The sequence below is a fragment of the Streptomyces sp. NPDC015345 genome, assembly GCF_043078805.1.
Taxonomy (GTDB): Bacteria; Actinomycetota; Actinomycetes; order Streptomycetales; family Streptomycetaceae; genus Streptomyces.
Genome location: NZ_JBIBTX010000003.1, coordinates 989848 through 1007796 on the forward strand (window position 1 = coordinate 989848; position 17949 = coordinate 1007796).

17 protein-coding genes are annotated in these 17949 nt (G+C 69.4%); 9 read left to right on the plus strand and 8 right to left on the minus strand.

What is annotated here, in order from left to right; all coding sequences use genetic code 11:
• Positions 1 to 132 precede the first annotated feature (132 nt).
• From ACF062_RS16930 to ACF062_RS16950, 5 genes are all read right to left on the minus strand, one after another.
• Positions 133 to 879 (minus strand): hypothetical protein, encoded by a 747-nt coding sequence (locus ACF062_RS16930; protein WP_392138746.1) that lies wholly within the window; start codon positions 877 to 879, stop codon positions 133 to 135.
• Positions 880 to 1180: 301 nt separating this feature from the next.
• Positions 1181 to 1411, minus strand: a complete 231-nt coding sequence (locus ACF062_RS16935) for a hypothetical protein (protein WP_392138922.1) — start codon at positions 1409 to 1411, stop codon at positions 1181 to 1183.
• A 161-nt stretch (positions 1412 to 1572) separates the two neighbouring features.
• Positions 1573 to 2214 (minus strand): hypothetical protein, encoded by a 642-nt coding sequence (locus tag ACF062_RS16940; protein ID WP_392138747.1) that lies wholly within the window; start codon positions 2212 to 2214, stop codon positions 1573 to 1575.
• 98 nt (positions 2215 to 2312) lie between these two features.
• Positions 2313 to 2849 (minus strand): DinB family protein, encoded by a 537-nt coding sequence (locus ACF062_RS16945; RefSeq protein WP_392138749.1) that lies wholly within the window; start codon positions 2847 to 2849, stop codon positions 2313 to 2315.
• Positions 2850 to 2922: 73 nt separating this feature from the next.
• Positions 2923 to 3192 (minus strand): GntR family transcriptional regulator, encoded by a 270-nt coding sequence (locus ACF062_RS16950; protein WP_392138908.1) that lies wholly within the window; start codon positions 3190 to 3192, stop codon positions 2923 to 2925.
• Between the two features lie 225 nt (positions 3193 to 3417).
• Here ACF062_RS16950 and ACF062_RS16955 point away from each other — a divergent pair, with 225 nt between their 5' ends.
• From ACF062_RS16955 to ACF062_RS16985, 7 genes are all read left to right on the plus strand, one after another.
• Complete coding sequence (locus ACF062_RS16955; RefSeq protein WP_392138751.1) at positions 3418 to 4092, plus strand: hypothetical protein; 675 nt, start codon at positions 3418 to 3420, stop codon at positions 4090 to 4092.
• A complete protein-coding gene (locus ACF062_RS16960) occupies positions 4089 to 5168 on the plus strand; it encodes a hypothetical protein (protein ID WP_392138753.1) in 1080 nt (359 codons plus the stop codon). Before ACF062_RS16955 ends, ACF062_RS16960 begins: the two co-directional genes overlap by 4 nt.
• A gap of 166 nt (positions 5169 to 5334) precedes the next feature.
• A complete protein-coding gene (locus ACF062_RS16965; RefSeq protein ID WP_230902219.1) occupies positions 5335 to 5646 on the plus strand; it encodes a type VII secretion target in 312 nt (103 codons plus the stop codon).
• A complete protein-coding gene (locus ACF062_RS16970; protein WP_392138755.1) occupies positions 5643 to 6869 on the plus strand; it encodes a hypothetical protein in 1227 nt (408 codons plus the stop codon). Before ACF062_RS16965 ends, ACF062_RS16970 begins: the two co-directional genes overlap by 4 nt.
• A 35-nt stretch (positions 6870 to 6904) precedes the next feature.
• Positions 6905 to 7483, plus strand: a complete 579-nt coding sequence (locus ACF062_RS16975; protein WP_392138757.1) for a hypothetical protein — start codon at positions 6905 to 6907, stop codon at positions 7481 to 7483.
• Positions 7483 to 8181, plus strand: coding sequence for a hypothetical protein (locus ACF062_RS16980; protein ID WP_392138759.1), 699 nt, complete (start codon positions 7483 to 7485; stop codon positions 8179 to 8181). Before ACF062_RS16975 ends, ACF062_RS16980 begins: the two co-directional genes overlap by 1 nt.
• A complete protein-coding gene (locus ACF062_RS16985; protein WP_392138761.1) occupies positions 8178 to 8780 on the plus strand; it encodes a hypothetical protein in 603 nt (200 codons plus the stop codon). Before ACF062_RS16980 ends, ACF062_RS16985 begins: the two co-directional genes overlap by 4 nt.
• A 94-nt stretch (positions 8781 to 8874) precedes the next feature.
• On the opposite strand, the gene ACF062_RS16990 is transcribed toward ACF062_RS16985, so the two are convergent.
• Positions 8875 to 9174: a WXG100 family type VII secretion target gene (locus tag ACF062_RS16990; protein WP_392138763.1), complete on the minus strand. Its 300-nt coding sequence runs from the start codon at positions 9172 to 9174 to the stop codon at positions 8875 to 8877.
• A 258-nt stretch (positions 9175 to 9432) separates the two neighbouring features.
• Here ACF062_RS16990 and ACF062_RS16995 point away from each other — a divergent pair, with 258 nt between their 5' ends.
• Positions 9433 to 14190, plus strand: a complete 4758-nt coding sequence (locus tag ACF062_RS16995; protein ID WP_392138765.1) for an FtsK/SpoIIIE domain-containing protein — start codon at positions 9433 to 9435, stop codon at positions 14188 to 14190.
• Positions 14191 to 14449: 259 nt separating this feature from the next.
• On the opposite strand, the gene ACF062_RS17000 is transcribed toward ACF062_RS16995, so the two are convergent.
• Both ACF062_RS17000 and ACF062_RS17005 read right to left on the minus strand, forming a co-directional pair.
• The gene (locus ACF062_RS17000; protein ID WP_392138767.1) at positions 14450 to 16132 is read right to left on the minus strand and encodes a protein kinase; all 1683 of its coding nucleotides are present in this window, start codon (positions 16130 to 16132) and stop codon (positions 14450 to 14452) included.
• Between the two features lie 370 nt (positions 16133 to 16502).
• Positions 16503 to 17357: a menaquinone biosynthetic enzyme MqnA/MqnD family protein gene (locus tag ACF062_RS17005; protein WP_392138910.1), complete on the minus strand. Its 855-nt coding sequence runs from the start codon at positions 17355 to 17357 to the stop codon at positions 16503 to 16505.
• Between the two features lie 337 nt (positions 17358 to 17694).
• Here ACF062_RS17005 and ACF062_RS17010 point away from each other — a divergent pair, with 337 nt between their 5' ends.
• Positions 17695 to 17898 (plus strand): cold-shock protein, encoded by a 204-nt coding sequence (locus ACF062_RS17010; protein ID WP_006138897.1) that lies wholly within the window; start codon positions 17695 to 17697, stop codon positions 17896 to 17898.
• Positions 17899 to 17949: the final 51 nt, after the last annotated feature.

A 17949-nucleotide genomic window follows, 5' to 3' on the forward strand; every position in this document is an offset into this window, starting at 1 on the left:
CCAACGCCCGGGGATTCCTCAGTCGATTCCTCAGTCACCTCTTAGGTCACCGCCGTGATTGCGGGAGCCGTCCGGGCCCGTCTGCGCGACAAGCCTCCCGAAGGCGTCCCGTTCGAGCCCATGCCCCCGCCATCAGCTTTCGACGTCGGTCCGGCCCAGTTCCTGAAGCTCGGCGACCGTCATCTCGCGCCGCTCCTGGCCGCCGGAGGTCACCGAGCAGACCCCGTCGACCCATTCCGCTCGCCGCACTTGCCCGTGCCGGTTCTCCCACTCGACGAAGCTGCCTTCGGCGCCCTCCAGCAGCCCCAGTTCACGCTGCAAGGCGGCGACCTGAGTGAACCCACGCCCACTGCCGGTGCTGTGGCTGAGTGTCCTCGTGTTGTCGTAGCGCATCTTCACGAAAGGTACGGGCACGCGGTCGAGCTTGGTCGGTCGGAGCATTTTGCGGAAGCGGCCCCAGGCCTCTTCCTCCGTCTCCCGCCCGGAGATCTCCGTGCGGTACGCGGGGAAGAGGGCGTACGTCACCGCGTTCAACTCAGGTTTTTCGGTCGCGTGACAGCCGTGCACCTTTGGCGCCGCCACGCCCACGGCGTCGAAGGGGCTGCCTTCATGCCGAAAGCCTTCGAGCGCACACAACTGGACGCCGGTGCCGACGAACTCGGGGCTGCGCTCCCGTGCGGATGCAAGCATTTCCCTGACAAGGCTCTCATCGTTCGCTCCCCGCACATTGACCTGGAGCAAGTGCTCGCGGTCCGCGCTGAGCGCGGCGGTGAAAGTGAACATCGGATTGGGAGACCACCGCCAGGCGGCTTCCATGTCGGAGAGGGGAGCGACTCCGGGAAGCCCGGAAAGCAGCGAGTTGAAGTCAATGGCCCACACGGCGGGATTCCTTCGGTCGGGGCTTCAGCGGTACCAGTCCTCGCCCGCATCCCCGAGCGCGCTGCGGAGGAGACTTTCGAGGGCCGGGCGATATCGAGCTCCGCGAGTCTTTGTCGTGGTCCCACACGCATACTGACCCCCTGTTCGGTCATCAGGTCAGCGGCGGCGAAGTGGTGGACGGTGCCGCCCCTCCCCTCCAGTTCGCGCAGTTGCCACTGAACCTCGGCCGCCCGCTCGGGTACGAAGACGACCCAGGGAGCGGAGGTTCCCCTGATGTCCGGCCCCCGCCGGGGCCGCACGCTCAGTCGCCCTGCCGTGTTGCCCACGCCATCATCCGCTCCACGGCCGCCGCGAGCTCTCCCGCGTCGGCCAGGCGCAGATGCTCCTCGGCGACGTGACCGTCGGCCAGGTCGCCGAGTTGCAACTGTGCCTCGCCGGAACCCCACACCGTCAGTTCGGCGAGCAGGTTCTGCGCCAGCGACCGCACCCGGTGCGGATCACCCGGCGTCGGATCCTTCTCCAGATCCAGCACATGCCAGTCCGACGGCCGATGGCCCCCATTAGACGTTTCCCCCGTCACTCACTCACTTCAGTGACCGTATGCGGAAGCGGAGTTACTAGCAGCTCTCTGATCGGGGGAAAGCCGTCCCCGCTTCCACCGCTGCTCCTCTACTTCGCCACTCCGCTACTCCGCTACTCCACAAAGCGGAACGTAGAGGTCACCGCGTCGAAGATGTCGAAGAAGGAGTCCGCGAGGTCAAGGATCTGACTGCTTCCCGAGACGAGGGCGACCTTGCCCTCCTGTCCGGGGACCGGGATGAACGTCTGCATCAGGACGACACGGATCGTACGGTCGTCGCCGTCCACGGATATGTCCTCGATGCCGTACGTCCGCGCCGCGAGGCCGACGCCCGGGATGTCGACCGTCGTGACCTTCCGCCAGGCGTCGCCCTCCCGCTTGGCCTCGCGTACGCCGAGCTGGGCGACGATGCGTTCCGGGTCGGTGGGCAGGATGTCGCCGCTGGGCGTGCGCGCGCCGACCAAGGAGACCGTGACCGAGCCGGTGACCGGCGTATCGCCGCCGAAGGTCTCCGCCATGCAGCCGCAGTACAGCGCGCCGGACTGCCAGGCGTCCTTCGAGGCCTTGCGCAGGAACGCCTCGAAGGTCCCGCGGTACGGGGCCAACTCGGGGCGCGCGCGGACCCGGTCGTTGATCATCTGGCGGATCGCGGAGTCGCGCGACTCGGGGCGTACGTCGAACTCCCACCACGTCTCCGGCACCTTGATGCTGAATCCGCCGCGCGCGACGGTCTGCGGAGCTGTGTAGCGGGCCATGGCTGTTCTCGTCTCCTTTGTCGGCGTGCGCCGGTCCGGTCGCTCACCGGTCCGGGAGCCAGCCTACGAGGCGGCGCCCTCCGCGGGAGGAGCGCCCGCTACTCCCCCGTGACGCCGTCGATCCGCTCCCGCAGCAGATCCGCGTGGCCGTTGTGGCGTGCGTACTCCTCGATCATGTGGGTGAGGACGTAGCGGAGCGAGTACGTGTCGCCGCGGAAATCGGCGGTGGCGTCGAGGGAGTCCAGGGCGTCCACGACGGCGCGGGAGCTGGCGCACTCCGCGTGCCACACCTCGAAGGCCTCGTCCGGGTCGGCGTCCGCCACGTCGAAGTCGGCGTGCTCGCCGGGCACCCGCCCCGTCCAGTTGGCCCTCAGCGCCTCGCCGTTCATCACGTTCCTGAACCAGCTCCGCTCGACCTCGGCGAGGTGCCGTACCAGGCCGAGCAGCGACATGTCCGAGGGCGGCACGGCCCGCTCCTTGAGCTGCTCGGCGGTCAGCCCGGCGCACTTCATCGCGAGGGTCTCGCGCTGGTACTGGAGGAAGGCGGTGAGGGAGGCGCGTTCGTCGGCGGCGGTGTGTGGGGGTTCGGTGCGGCGGGGCGGGCGGGGCACGTGAGCGGGGTTCTCGTCGGACATCGGTCCATCATGCCGAGGTGGGGCGGGGCTCGCTCGGATTTGCGAATTGGGCGCCACAGCGGCAGTCAGCCGGTCACTTGTCGGCGACGAAGGAGCCCATGCCGCGGGTGGTGACGATGAGGCCTTCGGCCCGAAAGGCGGCGGTGGCTTTGCGGACAGTGAGGCGGGAGACGCCGAACTCCTGCTCAAGGCGCACTTCGGAGATCAGTCCGTGCACTGGGTACTCCTCGCTGGCGATCCGCCTGCGGATCTCCGCGGCGATCTGCTCCCACTTGGGCCTCGTCGCATCGGCCCCGTTTTCCGGGCCTCGGCATACGCACTCTGCGCCTGCCCGCGCTTGCAGACCTCGGCCTCAACCGCGATGACGACCACAACCGAAGTCCGCCACCACGGCCCCGGCAGCCACAATGCGGCCGGGGCCACCGGCCATCGCGGGTTCTGCGTCACGACACGGTGACAGTCCAGCCAATTCAGGCGACTTGCCCCGCTATCGAACCTGGCGGAACCAACAACCCCGTGGATAACGTCGGCCCGTTGGAGACACCCCTCGCCCCACCGGGAGCCGACCGTGAACCGCCGCACCACGCCTGTCGCCATCGCGCTCACCGCGACCGCCGCCCTGCTTCTGTCGGCCTGCGGCAGCGGAGACGACGGTGGCTCCAAGGACACCGACAAGATCGCGGGCGCCGACCAGGACGCCGGGAAGCCGAAGAAGTCGGCAGAGCCGTCGGGCGCGCCGGCGGCGGACAAGCCGGACGGCGTGGATGTGTCCCTGCCGAAGGACATGAACCTGGTCTTCGACTGGAACAAGCCGAACGACAAGGACGAAGCGGCGGCCATGGACGACGCCGCCAACTTCTTCCGTGCCATCTATCGGGGCGTCGACAAGCGCACGACCAAGGACGCGGCCGTGTCCGCCTATGCGACCGGTGATGGTCTTCACTACGCGCAGGTGCAGATCAACGAATGGCTCAAGGGCGGCTGGACCGCCACCGGCACTCTGCGCCACTACCGAGCCTCCACGCGCTCCACCGCCAACGGCAATTCGGTCGAGGTCGCGTTCTGCGCGGACTCGGGCAAGTACTTCGGCAAAGAGATCAAGACCGGGAAAGTCCTGAAGACCAAGCCCAGCATCAAGGACTTCGACCACTACAAGCTCATCATGACCAAGTTGCCCACGGGCAACGGCCTGTGGCAAGCGTCCAAGGTGTTCGTCGAGACGGAGGCGGGGCAGTGCCGGTGAGCAGAGCACGTCGCACGACCCTTTGTACCGTGGCCCTGACACTCACTTTCGGAGCCCTTGTCCTCACCGAATCCGCCTACGCCGCCAAGCCGGTGGGTTCCGGCAAGGGCAGCACCGCCGAAGCAAACGGCGGCAGCGACGCGACCGGCATCTACGCCGCAGCCCAAATCCGCTACACCGGCGCCGTCGCCAAGGGCGGCGGCAAGGGAAACGTCACTGCATCCGACGTCACCTGGGCCCCGCCCCCCTGCTGGTACGCCCCCTACCTCGGCGCCAAGGACTTCAAGAAGAAGATGTCCAAGGACCTCAAGGACGCCATGGGCGCCCCCGGCATGGCAGGCCACGCCGGCCAGGCGCTCAACGAGATGCAGCGCCACTACGAGGACGACTACGGCTGGACCGACACCCCCGGCTACAAGGACTACAACGTCGACAAGGACGGCAAGGGGATGTTCTGGGCCGCCGTCGAGAACCCCGACGAGCCGGACATCCTCAAGCGCAACTCGTGCAGCGACATCCCCTTCTGGGTCGACAACGGCGAGGCCCCGCCGCCGCAGTACGAGGAAGCCATCAAGCCGGAGATGCTGGCCGCGCTCGCCTACCAGCACATGCAGCTGCCCAGGACGAAGGTCTCCCTCGCCCCCGACGGCACCACGAAGGTGAACCTGCCGACCTGGGCCTGGCTAGACAAGGCCGTCTTCGACGACGTCCAGGCCACGGCGACCGTCGACGTCCCCGGCTTCCACATCGAGGCGACGACGACCGCCAAGCCCAAGTCGCTCACCCTCGACCCGGGCACGGGCGACGCCACGATGATCCCTGCCAGCGGCGAATGCCCCATCGTCGACGGCAAGATCGGCGCACCGTACGCGAAGGGCAAGTCCAAGGAGACCCCACCCTGCGGCATCGTCTACAACCGCTCGTCCGAGGGGGCCACGTTCCCCCTCAAGGCCGCCCTCACGTGGGAGATCAGCTGGACGGGGACGGGACAGGACACTCCGGTCGGCATGCCCGACGGCACGATCGAGGTCGTCCAGGAGATCGCGGTCGAGGAAGTGCAGTCCATCAACCGATGAACCCCGCGAACCGCGACAGGTGGCATGCGATCGTAGCCTTCGCGGTTCGCAGACCACCACCACCGGAACAGATGCGTCACGAGCAGTTGACCGGAGCATCGCTCCGCACAGAGCCGGCACCTTGCCAGGCCCAGCACGTCGATCCACACAGCACACGGGGGCTCAGATGAGCGAGCGCACGAGAGCCGATCTTGACATGATCAGGGAGTGCTCGGAATCGCTGTTCAGAATTCACCGCGAGTTCAAGGACAACAGCAACCCTGCGGACGATTACGGCAATGCTCTCGGCAGCGAAAAGCTCCGGGACATCTTCGACGACTTCTCGGAGACATGGAAGAAGACGCGCAAGAAGCTCATGAAGGACATAGAACAGCTGGCCAAGTTCACTGATACCGCGGCCGACACCTACGACAAGGTGGATCACGAACTGGCCGAGGCCCTTCGCAAGGCCCGCAAGGAAGCCAAGGGGAAGAAGTGAGTACGCGACCGACCGATTGGGAGCCGCTGCACGACGGTGACCCCGTCCCCGGCGATCCCTACGAAGTGGCGCGCCTCGGCAAGAAGCTGCGCGGCATGGCCGACGAGATAGACAAGCAGGCACGCAACATCAAGGCCCTGTCGTCCGTGGAGAGTTGGGACAGCGACGCCGGCCGTGGGTTCCATGAGATCGCTGACGGTACCGCCGGTCGTCTGAAGCGTTCGTTCGAGCGCTACGACGAGGCCGCCAAGGCCCTGGGCACCAAAGTCGTCGACGGCGGTGAGTCGAAGGAGTACGCGAGCGAACTCCACCGGGCTCAGAAGATCGCCGACAAGGCCCTGAAGGACTTCCGTGCGGTGGAGGGCGACCTCGGGGACACGGACACCCCGCTCAAGCCGTCCGGGGGCAAGCCCTCATCGGACATGTCGGACACGGAACGCGAACGTCTCGCCAAGAAGCGTTCCGCCGCGTTGAGCACTTTGGGTGACTGCCGACGCGAGATCGACCGCGCGAAGGAAATCCGCGACGATGCGGCCGACGCCGCCGCGAAACACATCAAGAACATCATCCATCACGACGGGGTGCGTGACCCCGGTGGAATCATGAACTTCCTGGCGGACTGGGCCGACAGATTCGCCAATCTCTCGGCGGTCTTCTCCATTCTCGCGGTCATCTGCGCGTTCGTCCCACCGTTGCAGGTGCTCCTCCCCGTGTTCACCGCCCTCGCGGTGATCACCAGCGCGGCCGCCCTGGCGGGACACGCGTACGACATGACAGCGCGCGGCGGCAAACTGAACCTGATGAAGCTGGGCCTCGACGTATTGGGCGTCATGCCCGGAGTGGGTGCGCTCAGAGGGTTCAGTGCGCTGAAGGGGCTCAAGGGGCTTTCCAGGCTCCGGGGCATCCGCTTCAGCGGGTCGGGCGCGGCGGGCGGCGTCACGGACAAGTTCTTCAACGGAATCGCCGTGAAGGTGGTGAACGGAGTTCTGACGAAGGCGGGGAAACCGGTCATCGCGGGCGAGCGTCTGACCGCGGGCATCAAGACCGGTGGTTTCGCCAGCGCGGTCTACAAGATCTTCACCGGCAAGGACGGGGCCAGCACCGGTGACCCCGGCGACCCCGCACCGCGCCCCAAGGGCACCACACCTCCCACTCCGCGGCCTTCTCCGCAACCGTCCCCGACCCCTTCTCCGGCGCCGTTCCACACCGCGCTGGCCCACTGACGCACGCCACCGCCCCAGCGAAGGAGACGATTGACATGGCTGACGAGACCGCACACGAACCCGGGGCGTGGGAGTACAGAGCGCGCGGGGGAATCGTCAGGAAGATGATCCCCGGCGAGGTCTTCGCGGCGGTCCCGGCGGCTCGTCAGGCCGCCGAGGCCGAGGGTCGCAGGCTGCGGTTCGACTTTCTGGACGACGAGGCCGTCCTCAAGATGCTGCGCCTGCGCCACATCGACGAGGCGCAGCTGACCAGTGCGGGAAAGAGGGCCGGCTACCCCTTGGCCCTCGTGCTCATGGGCCTCTTCGTCTACTGGGGAGGCTACGTACAGCACTGGGAGTCCAGTGAGAACCAGAAGCTCTTCTACGCGGGGGCAGGAGCCGTCGTCGGGCTCTTCGTCCTGTACTTCGTCGTGACGCTGATCCGCCAGTGGGGCAACCGCGCACGTCAGAAGGTCCGGGCCAGGGCGGCTGCCTACCGGAAGATCTCGCACATCGCCGCGGAAGGCGGGGCCGAGGTCCCGGCTTTCTATCCGCATTACGGTCCCTATACGTTCGCGGCCAACTTCCACCCCGACGCGGACGAGCTGGAGCTGCCCGAGAGGAACAAGTTCTGATGACCTCGGTGACGACCGGGACGGCGACCCCCGCGGTCACCTCCGCGGCCAACGGGGAACTGGTCCACGTCCGGTGGGTCATGCCCGAAGGCTTCTTCGAGCTGCCGACCGAGGCGGAGTCCCACGACGACCTCGCCGATCAGCTCATCGAGCTGGCAAAGAAGATCATGCCCAAGGGCACCCCGGACATGCAGTACCGGTGGGCCGCCTTGTGCGCCTCCACCTACGACGAGTTGGTCGACGCCGGAGTCCAGTACTCCGGGTTCGTCATCACCGAGGTGGACGGCGCACGCTGCACCGCCACGGTGAACGTCTCGCTCGTCGACATCGCGGAGGAGGCGCTGATCAGCCCGGTCTCCAGGACGGCGGAGGCCCTGCGCGGGCTGGGGCACGGTGACGTCTCCGAGGTCACCCTCCCCTGTGGGCCGGCCGTCTCGTGGATCGGTACGCGACAAGCGGCCATCGACGCCGCGCTGACCCCGTCCGGGGAGCAGGAGCCCTTCTGGAGCTCCTTCATCAATCTGCAAGTACCGCTCCGCAACGGCACAGCCGTCGTACTGGAGATGAGCACACCCACTCAGGAGGGCTGGGACGTCTTCTCCTCGATGTTCGCGGGGGTGGCGAAGAGCCTGCGCCTGTTCGACGCCGACGGCACGCTGATCGACACCAGGGGCACCCCTTTGGAGACCGACAGGTGACCGGCTCGCCACGCGCTCCCCATGAGTCCGCGTGCCTGGAAGAACCTCCCGAGGACTACCAGTTGCTCGTCCCCCGGGACTGGTTCCGCATCGACCTCACGCTCGACCGCTGGCGCCCACAGCTGAAGAAGTTCGTCGATCAGCAGGCCGCGCGCCGCCGCATGTCCGAGGAGGCCAGGCAGGGCCTGTGGACCGCCCTGCGCAACACCGCGGAGAGCGGTGCGGCTCACGGTGCGCTGGAGGTCTTCCTCCGGTCGGAGGCCACCACTGACGCGGCGACACCGGCCACTCTCCTGGTTTCCCCGCTCCCGTTGTCCGGAGTCCCGCACACCGAACCTTCGGAGCTGGGGGACTCCCTCGCCGCCCGCAGGGGCAGCGGCGCAGAGGTCACCCTGGTGGATCTCCCCGCCGGGAAGACGGTCCGTGTCAGTTCGACGACGACGCTGGACCTGTATGTCCAGATGCCCGGCGGAGCCGGGTACCTGCTGCTGGCGTTCTCCGTGCCCGTGAGCGGCGTCGAGAGTTCCATGGGCGAGCTGTGTGAGGCCATCGCGCACTCGTTGCGGTGGGTGCGCCCTGCCCGGAAGGGCGCCACGTGAACCGGGGCTGCCCGGACGGCTCGGTTGAGGTCTGCACGGCGGAGGGGCGACGGAATGACCTCCGTCGCCCCTCTCGAACGGCAGACCGCTTCCGCTACTTCCGCGCGGCCTTGCCCAGCTCGTCATCGATCTGCTCGTACTTGTCCGCGGCGTTGGTCAGGTAGTCGCCCATGCCGTCCAGGCCCTCGAGGGTCTTCTTCGCGCCCTCGACGAAGTCGTCGAAGTTCTCGTCGAACGCCTTCGAGGCGCTCTTGGTGACGAAGCCCGTCTCGACGAGGTTCTTGATGTACTTCTTCAGGCCGTCCAGCTTCTCGTTGAGCTTGTCCTTCTCCTTGACCACGTGCTTGGCCGCATCACGCATGTCCTGATATGTGACATCAAGGTCCTTGGCCATGAGGCTCTCTCCTAATCAACTCGCCGCAGGGCCAACCCCCGTGGCTCCCGTAAGACGGATGCGAGACGGATGATGTGATCGTCCGCTCTTGCGCCAGCAGCTTACGGGTGAGGCGAACGGGAACGCAGCCCGGTTGAGTCACAGGTCTGCTATGACGGCGCGCCCGGTTCCGGTATGAGCCGGTGCACAGGGCGTTGCCTGTGGGAAGGGTGGAGCGGCTATCGTCACAGCCATTGTCCAGCTCCGGGGAGGACCGTCGTGCGCCTGACTCTGACCGTCGTCGATCCGTTCGGCGGAGGCTCCGCCGACGTGGTCCTCGACGCCGATCCCGAGTCCACCGTGCGGGACATCGCGGTGGAACTGGCCCGGCAGGTCGGCCACAGCGGTGCGCAGGTCATCCCCATCGGACACGGTCAGCAGACGCCCGCCGGCGGTGCCCCGGTGATCTACGTGGACGGGTACGCGGTCGATCCGACGGCCACCGTCGTCACCTCGCCGCTGCGCGAGGGCGCCGTCGTCAGTCTCGACGACCCGGCGGGCTGTCTGCCGGGCGAGCCCTCCGGTCTGGTCGAGCTGCGCGTCGCCAGTGGGCCCTCCGCGGGGTCCGTGCACCGGCTCGGGATCGGGCGCTACGACATCGGCAGCGGGCCCGCCTCGTACGTCCGTATCGACGATCCGGAGATGCCCGCCCGCGCCCTGACGTTGTCAGTTGCAACTGATGGCACCTGCCAAGTCACGCTGCACGGGGAGGAGAAGGACAAGGAGGGCGTAACCCTCGACGGCGAGCCGTTCGGCGTGGAGAAGGAAGAGCCCGAACCGGCCGGGGCGACCCCGCCCGAGGGAGAGTCCAAGAAGGACCGGAAGGCGCGGGAGAAGCGGGAGAAGCAAGAGCGCAAGGAGTGGAAGGAGCGCAAGGAGGCGCGGGCGAAGGCCCGTGCGAAGGGGCGGCTCGATACGGTGCCGTGGCCCCTCGGCGCCCAGATAGCCCTCGGCAACACCCTCCTCGAACTCACGCGCTACTCCCCTCCGAACGCCGCCCTGAAGTGGTCCGAGGACGGCGCCGGCCTCGACTACAACCGGCCCCCGCGGCTGCGGCCGCCCGAGCGGCAGACGACCTTCCGGCTGCCGTCCCCGCCAAGGGAGTTCGAGGCGCGCCCGCTGCCCTGGCTGATGGCGCTGTTCCCGCTGGTCGGTGCCGTCGTCGCCGCGATGATCTTTGATCGCTGGTACTACCTGATCATGGCGGGGCTCAGCCCGATCATGCTCTTCGGCAACTACTTCATGGACAAGAAGCACGGGCGCAAGTCCCATGCGAAGCAGGTCAAGGAGTACAAGGAGACCAAGGCGCGGATCGAGAAGGACGCGCGGGACGCGCTGGTCGCCGAGCGGATGGACCGGCGTCAGGCCATCCCCGACCCCGCGGCCGTCCTCGCGCTCGGCACCGGGCCCCGCACCCGCCTGTGGGAGCGGCGGCGGACCGACGCCGACCATCTGCTCCTGCGCTTCGGCACCGGCCGGCTGCCCTCCGAGGTCGTCCTCGACGACCCGGAGAAGGACGACCACCGGCGCCAGGTGACGTGGCACATCGAGGACGCGCCCGTCGCGCTGCCTCTGAAGGGCCTCGGCGTCATCGGCATCGCCGGACCCGACGACTCCGCGGCCGCGCTCGGCCGCTGGGCGGTGGCCCAGGCCGCGACGCTGCACAGCCCGATGGACGTGCAGTTCTACGTCCTGACCGAGAACTCCGCCAGGGAGAGCTGGGACTGGGTGCGCTGGCTGCCGCACGCGCGGCCGTCGGGCGGGCAGGACGTCAACGTACTCATCGGCACGGACGCCGAGACCGTCGGCGCCCGCATCGGTGAGCTGACGCAGATCCTCGACGCGCGTCTGAAGGCCCTGGAGGAGAACAGGGGCCAGGGCGCGAACTTCGCCGACCCCGACATCGTCGTGGTGTGGGACGGGGCGCGGCGGCTGCGTTCCCTGCCCGGTGTGGTGCGGCTGCTGCGCGAGGGCCCTTCCGTGGGCATGTACGCGCTCTGCCTCGACACCGAGGAACGGTTCCTGCCGGGTGAGTGCCTGGCCTTCGTCGTCGCCGAGCCGAAGCCTCGAGAACTCACCGGTGTCCCGGCCGCGGCGGGACGTGCTCTCGCCGCCCCGCCGCAGGGCGGCGTGCCCCGGCCGCCCGCAGGTGGCGGCTTCCCGTCCTTCCAGGCGTGGCACAGCACCGCACCCGACCCCGGCCAGGCCGGCGCACCGCGCGAGCTGCGGCTGCGCGTCGAGATGGCGGGCGCCGAGCGCCTGAAGGACGTACGCCCGGACTTCGTGTCGCCCTCCTGGTGCCTGCGTCTGGCGCGGGCCGTCTCGCCGCTGCGCGACATCAGCGGGGAGACGGAGGACTCCGCCCTGCCGGCGTCCAGCCGACTGCTCGACGTGCTCCAGCTGGAGCCGCCGACGCCCGGCGCGATCACGGCACGCTGGCAGGCGGGCGGCCAGTCGACGATGGCGGTCATCGGTGAGTCGTACGACGGTCCGTTCGGCATCGACATGCGCAAGGACGGCCCGCACGGCCTGATCGCCGGTACGACCGGTTCCGGTAAGTCGGAACTGCTCCAGACGATCGTGGCGGCCCTCGCCGTGGCCAACACACCCGAGAACATGACGTTCGTCCTCGTCGACTACAAGGGCGGGTCCGCGTTCAAGGACTGTGTGAAGCTGCCGCACACCGTCGGCATGGTCACCGACCTCGACGCGCACCTCGTCGAGCGCGCCCTCGAATCACTGGGCGCCGAGCTGAAGCGGCGCGAGCACATCCTCGCCGACGCCGACGCGAAGGACATCGAGGACTACCAGGACCTCGTGCGGCGCGATCCGTCGCACCCGCCCGTGCCCCGGCTCCTCATCGTCATCGACGAGTTCGCCTCCATGGTCCGTGACCTGCCGGACTTCGTCACCGGGCTCGTCAACATCGCCCAGCGGGGCCGTTCGCTCGGCATCCACCTGCTCCTCGCCACGCAGCGGCCCTCCGGCGTCGTCTCCCCCGAGATCCGCGCCAACACCAACCTCCGCATCGCGCTGCGCGTGACCGACGGCGGCGAGTCCAGTGACGTCATCGACTCCCCCGAGGCCGGGCACATCAGCAAGAGCACCCCGGGCCGCGCCTACGTGCGTCTCGGGCACGCCTCGCTCGTGCCCTTCCAGTCGGGACGCGTCGGTGGCCGCCGGCCCGGCGCCGCCGACCCGACGGCGCTCGCGCCCTGGGTCGACGCTTTGGACTGGTCGGCGCTCGGCCGCGCCTCGCTGGTGAAGCCGAAGGCCGAGGCCCGCGAGGAGGAGGAGATCACCGACCTGAAGGTCCTGGTCGACACCATCATCGAGGCCAACCGGACCCTCGGCATCCCCGCCCAGCACAGCCCGTGGCTGCCCGCGCTCGGCGAGACCCTGCTGCTCGACGAGATCCCGCTCCCCGCGGCCCGCACGGCGCCCGGCTCCCTCGCGCCCGCCGCGTACGGCATCGAGGATCTGCCCGCCGACCAGGCGCGCCGCCCGGTCGTCGTGGACTTCGCGACCTTCGGCCACCTGATGATCGGCGGCGCCCCGCGCTCCGGCCGCTCCCAGGTGCTCCGTACCATCGCGGGCTCCCTGGCGCGCACGCACTCCAGCGCCGACGTCCACCTGTACGGCATCGACTGCGGCAACGGCGCGCTCAACGCGCTGACCCGGCTGCCGCACTGCGGCGCCGTCGTCGGCCGCAACCAGACCGAGCGGGTCGTCCGGCTCATCAACCGGCTCAAGGGCGAACTGACCCGACGCCAGGACCTGCTGGCCGACAAGGGCTACGCGGACATCGGCGAACAGCGGGCCGACGCCGCCGAGGACGAGCGGCTGCCGCACCTCGTCGTACTGCTCGACCGGTGGGAGGGCTGGCTGCCCACGCTCGGCGAGATCGACCACGGTTCGCTCACCGACGAGATCACGACGATCATGCGGGAGGGCGCGAGCGTCGGCATCCACATGGTGATGACGGGTGACCGGCAGATCCTGGTGGGCCGCATCTCCTCCCTCACCGAGGACAAGTACGGCCTGCGCCTCGCGGACCGCTCCGACTTCTCGATGCTCGGCATCCCCGCCCGTAAGGTCCCCGAGGAGATCCCGCCGGGCCGCGCCTTCAGGAACGAGACGGGTACGGAGACGCAGTTCGCGCTGCTCTCCGGCGACGTCACCGGTCAGGGGCAGGCCGCCGCCATCGCCGCGATCGGTGAGCAGGCCGCGGCCCGCGACGCCGATGTGCCGCGCCACCGCAGGCCGTTCCGCGTGGACACGCTGCCGAGCCGCATCTCCTTCGAGGAGGCGTGGGAGCTGCGCGACCCGGAGGCCTCGCGCTCCAAGCTGTGGGCGCTGGTCGGCATCGGCGGCGACGAGGTCATGGGGTACGGGCCGGACCTCGCGGAGGGCGTGCCCGCCTTCGTCATCGCCGGTCCGGCCAAGTCGGGGCGCTCCACGGTGCTGATGAACATGGCGCGGTCGTTCCGCGCCCAGGGCGTACGCCTCATCGTCGCCGCCCCGCGCCAGTCGCCGCTGCGTGAGCTGGAGGGCACGGAGGGCGTGCTGAAGGTCTTCACCGGTGACGACATCGACGAGGACGAGTTCGAGGAGCTGATCGAGGAGGCGGACGCGTCCCGGGAGGACCCGGTGGTCGTCCTCATCGACGACGCCGAGATGCTGGAGGACGCCGACGCCGCGAGCCAGTTCAAGCGGATCATCCAGCGCGGCGCCGACCAGGGCCTCGCGATGGTCCTCGCCGGTGACGAGGAGGACGTGTGCAGCGGCTTCTCGGGCTGGCAGGTCGAGGCGAAGAAGGGCCGCCGCGGGATCCTGCTCTCCCCGCAGGACAGCTCCAGCGGTGACCTCATCGGTCTGCGGATCTCGCGCAGTGTGGTCGGCGGTCCGGTGGCACCGGGCAAGGGCATGCTGCACCTGGGCAATGGCGAACTGGCCACGCTGACGACACCGTTGTAGGGGCGGGGCTCATGGAGGCCCCGCGCTCCGTGGGCTTCGCCCGCATGTGGCCGTCTGCCTGCTCGTGGGGTCCGCGGCGCTCGTCCTCGGCCCCATTCGCCGGGCCGGTGAGATGTGGCGCGGGCGCCGCCGCAAGCCGCGTTCGGCGCTCTGGACCGTTGCGGCGCTTCCGGGCGCGGGCGCGGCGCTGCGACTTTCCTGTGCCTGGTCGTGGCCGGGTGGCTGTACGACGTGCGTGCCCAGTGGCGCGAGCGCCTCCTCACTCCACCCGAGCCAGCCGCGCCCTCGGATCCCCCGCGTCCGGATCGTCCGACGTGTACGTGAGGTTCTTGCCGTCGGGGCGGAGGTGGACCGTGTGGGGCGTCTGCGCGCACTGGCCGCCGTTCGACGGGGCGCCCTTGCCCGTCGCCACCAGTTCCTTCTCCGTGGCCGACTTCAGGGTGAGTACGTCCTCGCAGGTGTTGCCGATCAGGTCGTGCTGTACGACCGTGCCGACCCGCCCGCCCGGCTTCGCCTGGCGCAGGGTGACCTCGAAGGTGCCGAGGGGGATCGTGCCGCCGCTCGCCGCCGCCTTGCCGCGCCATGTACCGAGGTAGGACGGCGGGACCTTGCCGGTGGCCGGCCCGGTGGGGCTGGGCGCGCCCGTCGCCGCCGGGGGCCGGGTCGTTCCGTCCGCGTTGTCCGAGGCGTGGTCGTCGCCGGGCAGCATCCCGAAGACGAACGCCGAGCCCACCGTGACGGCGGCCATCACCCCGGCCACGGCGAGGGCCACCGTGCAACTCACCTTGCGGCCGCGTCCGTCCGGACCTTCGGGCGCCGACGTCGCGGCCACCGAGACGGAGAGCGAGTGCCTGGGGGCCGCGGGAGGCGCGGTGGGCCCGGTGGGCGCGTGGGAGTCGCCGTACGAAGGGTCGGGCGGCCCGAATCCCGCGCCGTCCGAGGGCGGTGCGGGCAATCCTTCCGGCGGCGCGTCGAAACCTCCCCGCACCGCCACGGAGTCGAACGACACCGGCCCGGACGCCGCGTCCGGCGATGCCGCCCCCGCCCCCGTGTCCAGGTCAAGGAGCCGTACCGCGCCGCGGCTCACCCGCTCCACCACGGGCCCCGGCAGCCACCCGGCCGCCACGAGCCGGGCGGCGCCCTCAGGGGCGAGGCGGCGGGCCAGGTCCTCGGGGGCGGGCCGCGCGGCCGGGTCCTTGGCGAGGCAGGCGGCGGCGAGGTCCCGTACACCGCCGTCGAGGGCGCCGAGCTCCGGCTCCTCGTGGACCACCTTGTAGAGCAGCGCGGCCGACGAGTCGCCGGAGAAGGGTGACTGCCCCGTCGCCCCGTAGACCAGGACGGCCCCCAGGGAGAAGACGTCCGCCGCGCCCGTGACGCCCTTGCCGAGGATCTGCTCGGGTGCCATGTAGCCGGGCGAGCCGACGGAGACGCCGGTGGCGGTGAGCGAGGCCGTGCCGTCGGTGGCGCGGGCGATGCCGAAGTCGATGAGACGTGGCCCGTCGAGAGTGAGCAGGACGTTCGAGGGCTTCACGTCCCGGTGGACGAGCCCGAGGCCGTGCACGTGCGCCAGCGCCTCGGCGAGGCCCGCGCCGAGGACGCGTACGGAGTGGGCGGGCAGCGGGCCGCCCTCGCGGACCGCCTCGGTGAGCGAGGGGCCGGCCGCGTACCCCGTGGCGACCCACGGCACGGCGGCGTCCGGGTCGGCGTCCAGGACGGGCGCCGTCCAGTCGCCGCCCACCAGGCGGGCCGCCTCGACCTCGTTCCGGAAGCGGGCGCGGAACTCCTCGTCGAGCGCGAAGTGCGGGTGCACGATCTTGACCGCGACGGTGCGGCCGCCCTCGCTGCGGCCCAGATAGACGCGGCCCATGCCGCCCGAACCGAGCCGGCCGAGCAGCCGGTAGGGACCGATCACGGTGGGTTCGCCGGCTTCGAGCGGACGCATGTCGTTGGCCTCCCCCCGGCGCGCCACCGGACATCCCCCGGGCATCCACCGGACATCCCGCGCGCCTTACCACTGCGGATCAGCGTAGTGCGCGTGCGGCGCGGGCAGCGGCCCCGCACGCATTCCCGCCGATAACCGCGGAGCGGGCGGCAACAGCCGCCCCACCAATTACCACCCGCTGTTCATCGGAGCGATACCGGTGCGCAATCCGGACGCCGAGAACTATCCGGACGTCAAGCGCTATCAAGAACTATTACGACGCCTGCGCCGCTCATGGCGGCGGCGATATCCCGCGGTGAACGAAACCGGCCGATGGCCGAAGGACGGTCGCCCCCGATTTCGTCACCGCCTCCCCCCACCGGACCACCGGTCAGGCCTCCAGCAGCCGTACGTCGACATCCGCCGGGAAGCCCGTCGTCGGGCCGACCCGGCGGGCGAACTCGGTGACGCCCTCCAGCTGCGCGGCACCGAAGCGGAAGTCCAGCGTCGTGAAGTACCGCTCCAGGACCTCGGCGTCGAAGGACTCCCAGCGGGCGGCCTGCTCGGCGACCTTCGTGACCTCCTCGAGGGAGAGGTCGCGGGAGGAGAGGAAGGCCTGGTGCACCTGGCGCACCACCTCCGGCTCACGTTCCGCGTAGTCGCGCCGGGCGGCCCAGACGGCGAAGACGAACGGCAGGCCCGTCCACTCCTTCCACATCTGGCCCAGGTCGTAGACGTCGAGCCCGAGCCGGGGCGCGTCGATCAGATTCGCGCGCAGCGCGGCGTCGCCGATGAGGACGGCGGCGTCCGCCTCCCGCATCATCAGGCCCAGGTCGGGCGGGCAGGAGTAGTAGTCGGGCCGTACGCCGTACCGCTCGGCGAGCAGCAGCTGCGCGAGCCGTACGGATGTGCGCGAGGTCGAGCCGAGCGCGACGCGCGCCCCGTCAAGCTGGTCCAGCGGCACCTGCGAGACGATCACGCAGGACATGACGGGGCCGTCGCAGCCGACCGCGAGGTCGGGGAAGGCGACGAGGTCGTCCGCGTTCCTGAGGAACTCGACGAGGGTGACGGGGGCGATGTCGAGCTCGCCCCGCACGAGCTGCTCGCTGAGCTTCTCGGGGGTGTCCTTCGTCAGCTCGAAGTCGAGGAGCGTCCCGGTCCGTGCGAGCCCCCAGTACAAGGGCATGCAGTTCAGGAACTGGATGTGGCCGACGCGCGGCCGAGGAGTGCGACGGGAGTCGGGCAGCTGTTCGGCGCCTGCCCCCGCAAAGGCGTCCAGGGGAGAATTGTCCACATCGGGGAGGCTAGCCCCCGTGCGGTACGGTGCAGGCGCCGGGTCCCTTCCGCGTCCTGTCAACCCCCTCGGGAGTCCCTTCAAACCTCCGGGTGACGTGATCTTTGCCCCCTATTGCATTCCCCTGCCTGCGTGCTAAGCTCGCCGCAAGTTGCAGTTTGGTTTCCCTTGCAGTACAGAGCCTGCGGAGCATGTGACCCCGTAGGCTCTCGTCTTTTTCAGACTTATGCAGTTGTTTTAACAATCGCTGGTTCTGGAGCAGGGCAACCCTTTGGCCCAAGGAGGGCTTATGGCTACCGGAACCGTGAAGTGGTTCAACGCTGAAAAGGGCTTTGGATTCATCGCCCAGGAAGGCGGCGGCCCGGACGTCTTCGTCCACTACTCCGCGATCAACGCGAACGGCTTCCGCTCCCTCGAGGAGAACCAGGCCGTCAGCTTCGACGTGACGCAGGGCCCGAAGGGTCCGCAGGCGGAGAACGTCACCCCGATGTGATCGGGCGCCTCACCTGAGTGGGGCGTGTGATTCGCTCCGGTGACTTGATCC

What these genes read in the sequence shown, in the direction of transcription:
- ACF062_RS16945 (WP_392138749.1), bottom strand. Translation starts at nt 2,849, where the DNA reads ATGTCCGACGAGAACCCCGCTCACGTGCCCCGCCCGCCCCGCCGCACC.
- ACF062_RS16965 (WP_230902219.1), top strand. Translation starts at nt 5,335, where the DNA reads ATGAGCGAGCGCACGAGAGCCGATCTTGACATGATCAGGGAGTGCTCG.
- ACF062_RS17000 (WP_392138767.1), bottom strand. Translation starts at nt 16,132, where the DNA reads ATGCGTCCGCTCGAAGCCGGCGAACCCACCGTGATCGGTCCCTACCGG.
- ACF062_RS16940 (WP_392138747.1), bottom strand. Translation starts at nt 2,214, where the DNA reads ATGGCCCGCTACACAGCTCCGCAGACCGTCGCGCGCGGCGGATTCAGC.
- ACF062_RS17010 (WP_006138897.1), top strand. Translation starts at nt 17,695, where the DNA reads ATGGCTACCGGAACCGTGAAGTGGTTCAACGCTGAAAAGGGCTTTGGA.
- ACF062_RS16980 (WP_392138759.1), top strand. Translation starts at nt 7,483, where the DNA reads ATGACCTCGGTGACGACCGGGACGGCGACCCCCGCGGTCACCTCCGCG.
- ACF062_RS16990 (WP_392138763.1), bottom strand. Translation starts at nt 9,174, where the DNA reads ATGGCCAAGGACCTTGATGTCACATATCAGGACATGCGTGATGCGGCC.
- ACF062_RS16975 (WP_392138757.1), top strand. Translation starts at nt 6,905, where the DNA reads ATGGCTGACGAGACCGCACACGAACCCGGGGCGTGGGAGTACAGAGCG.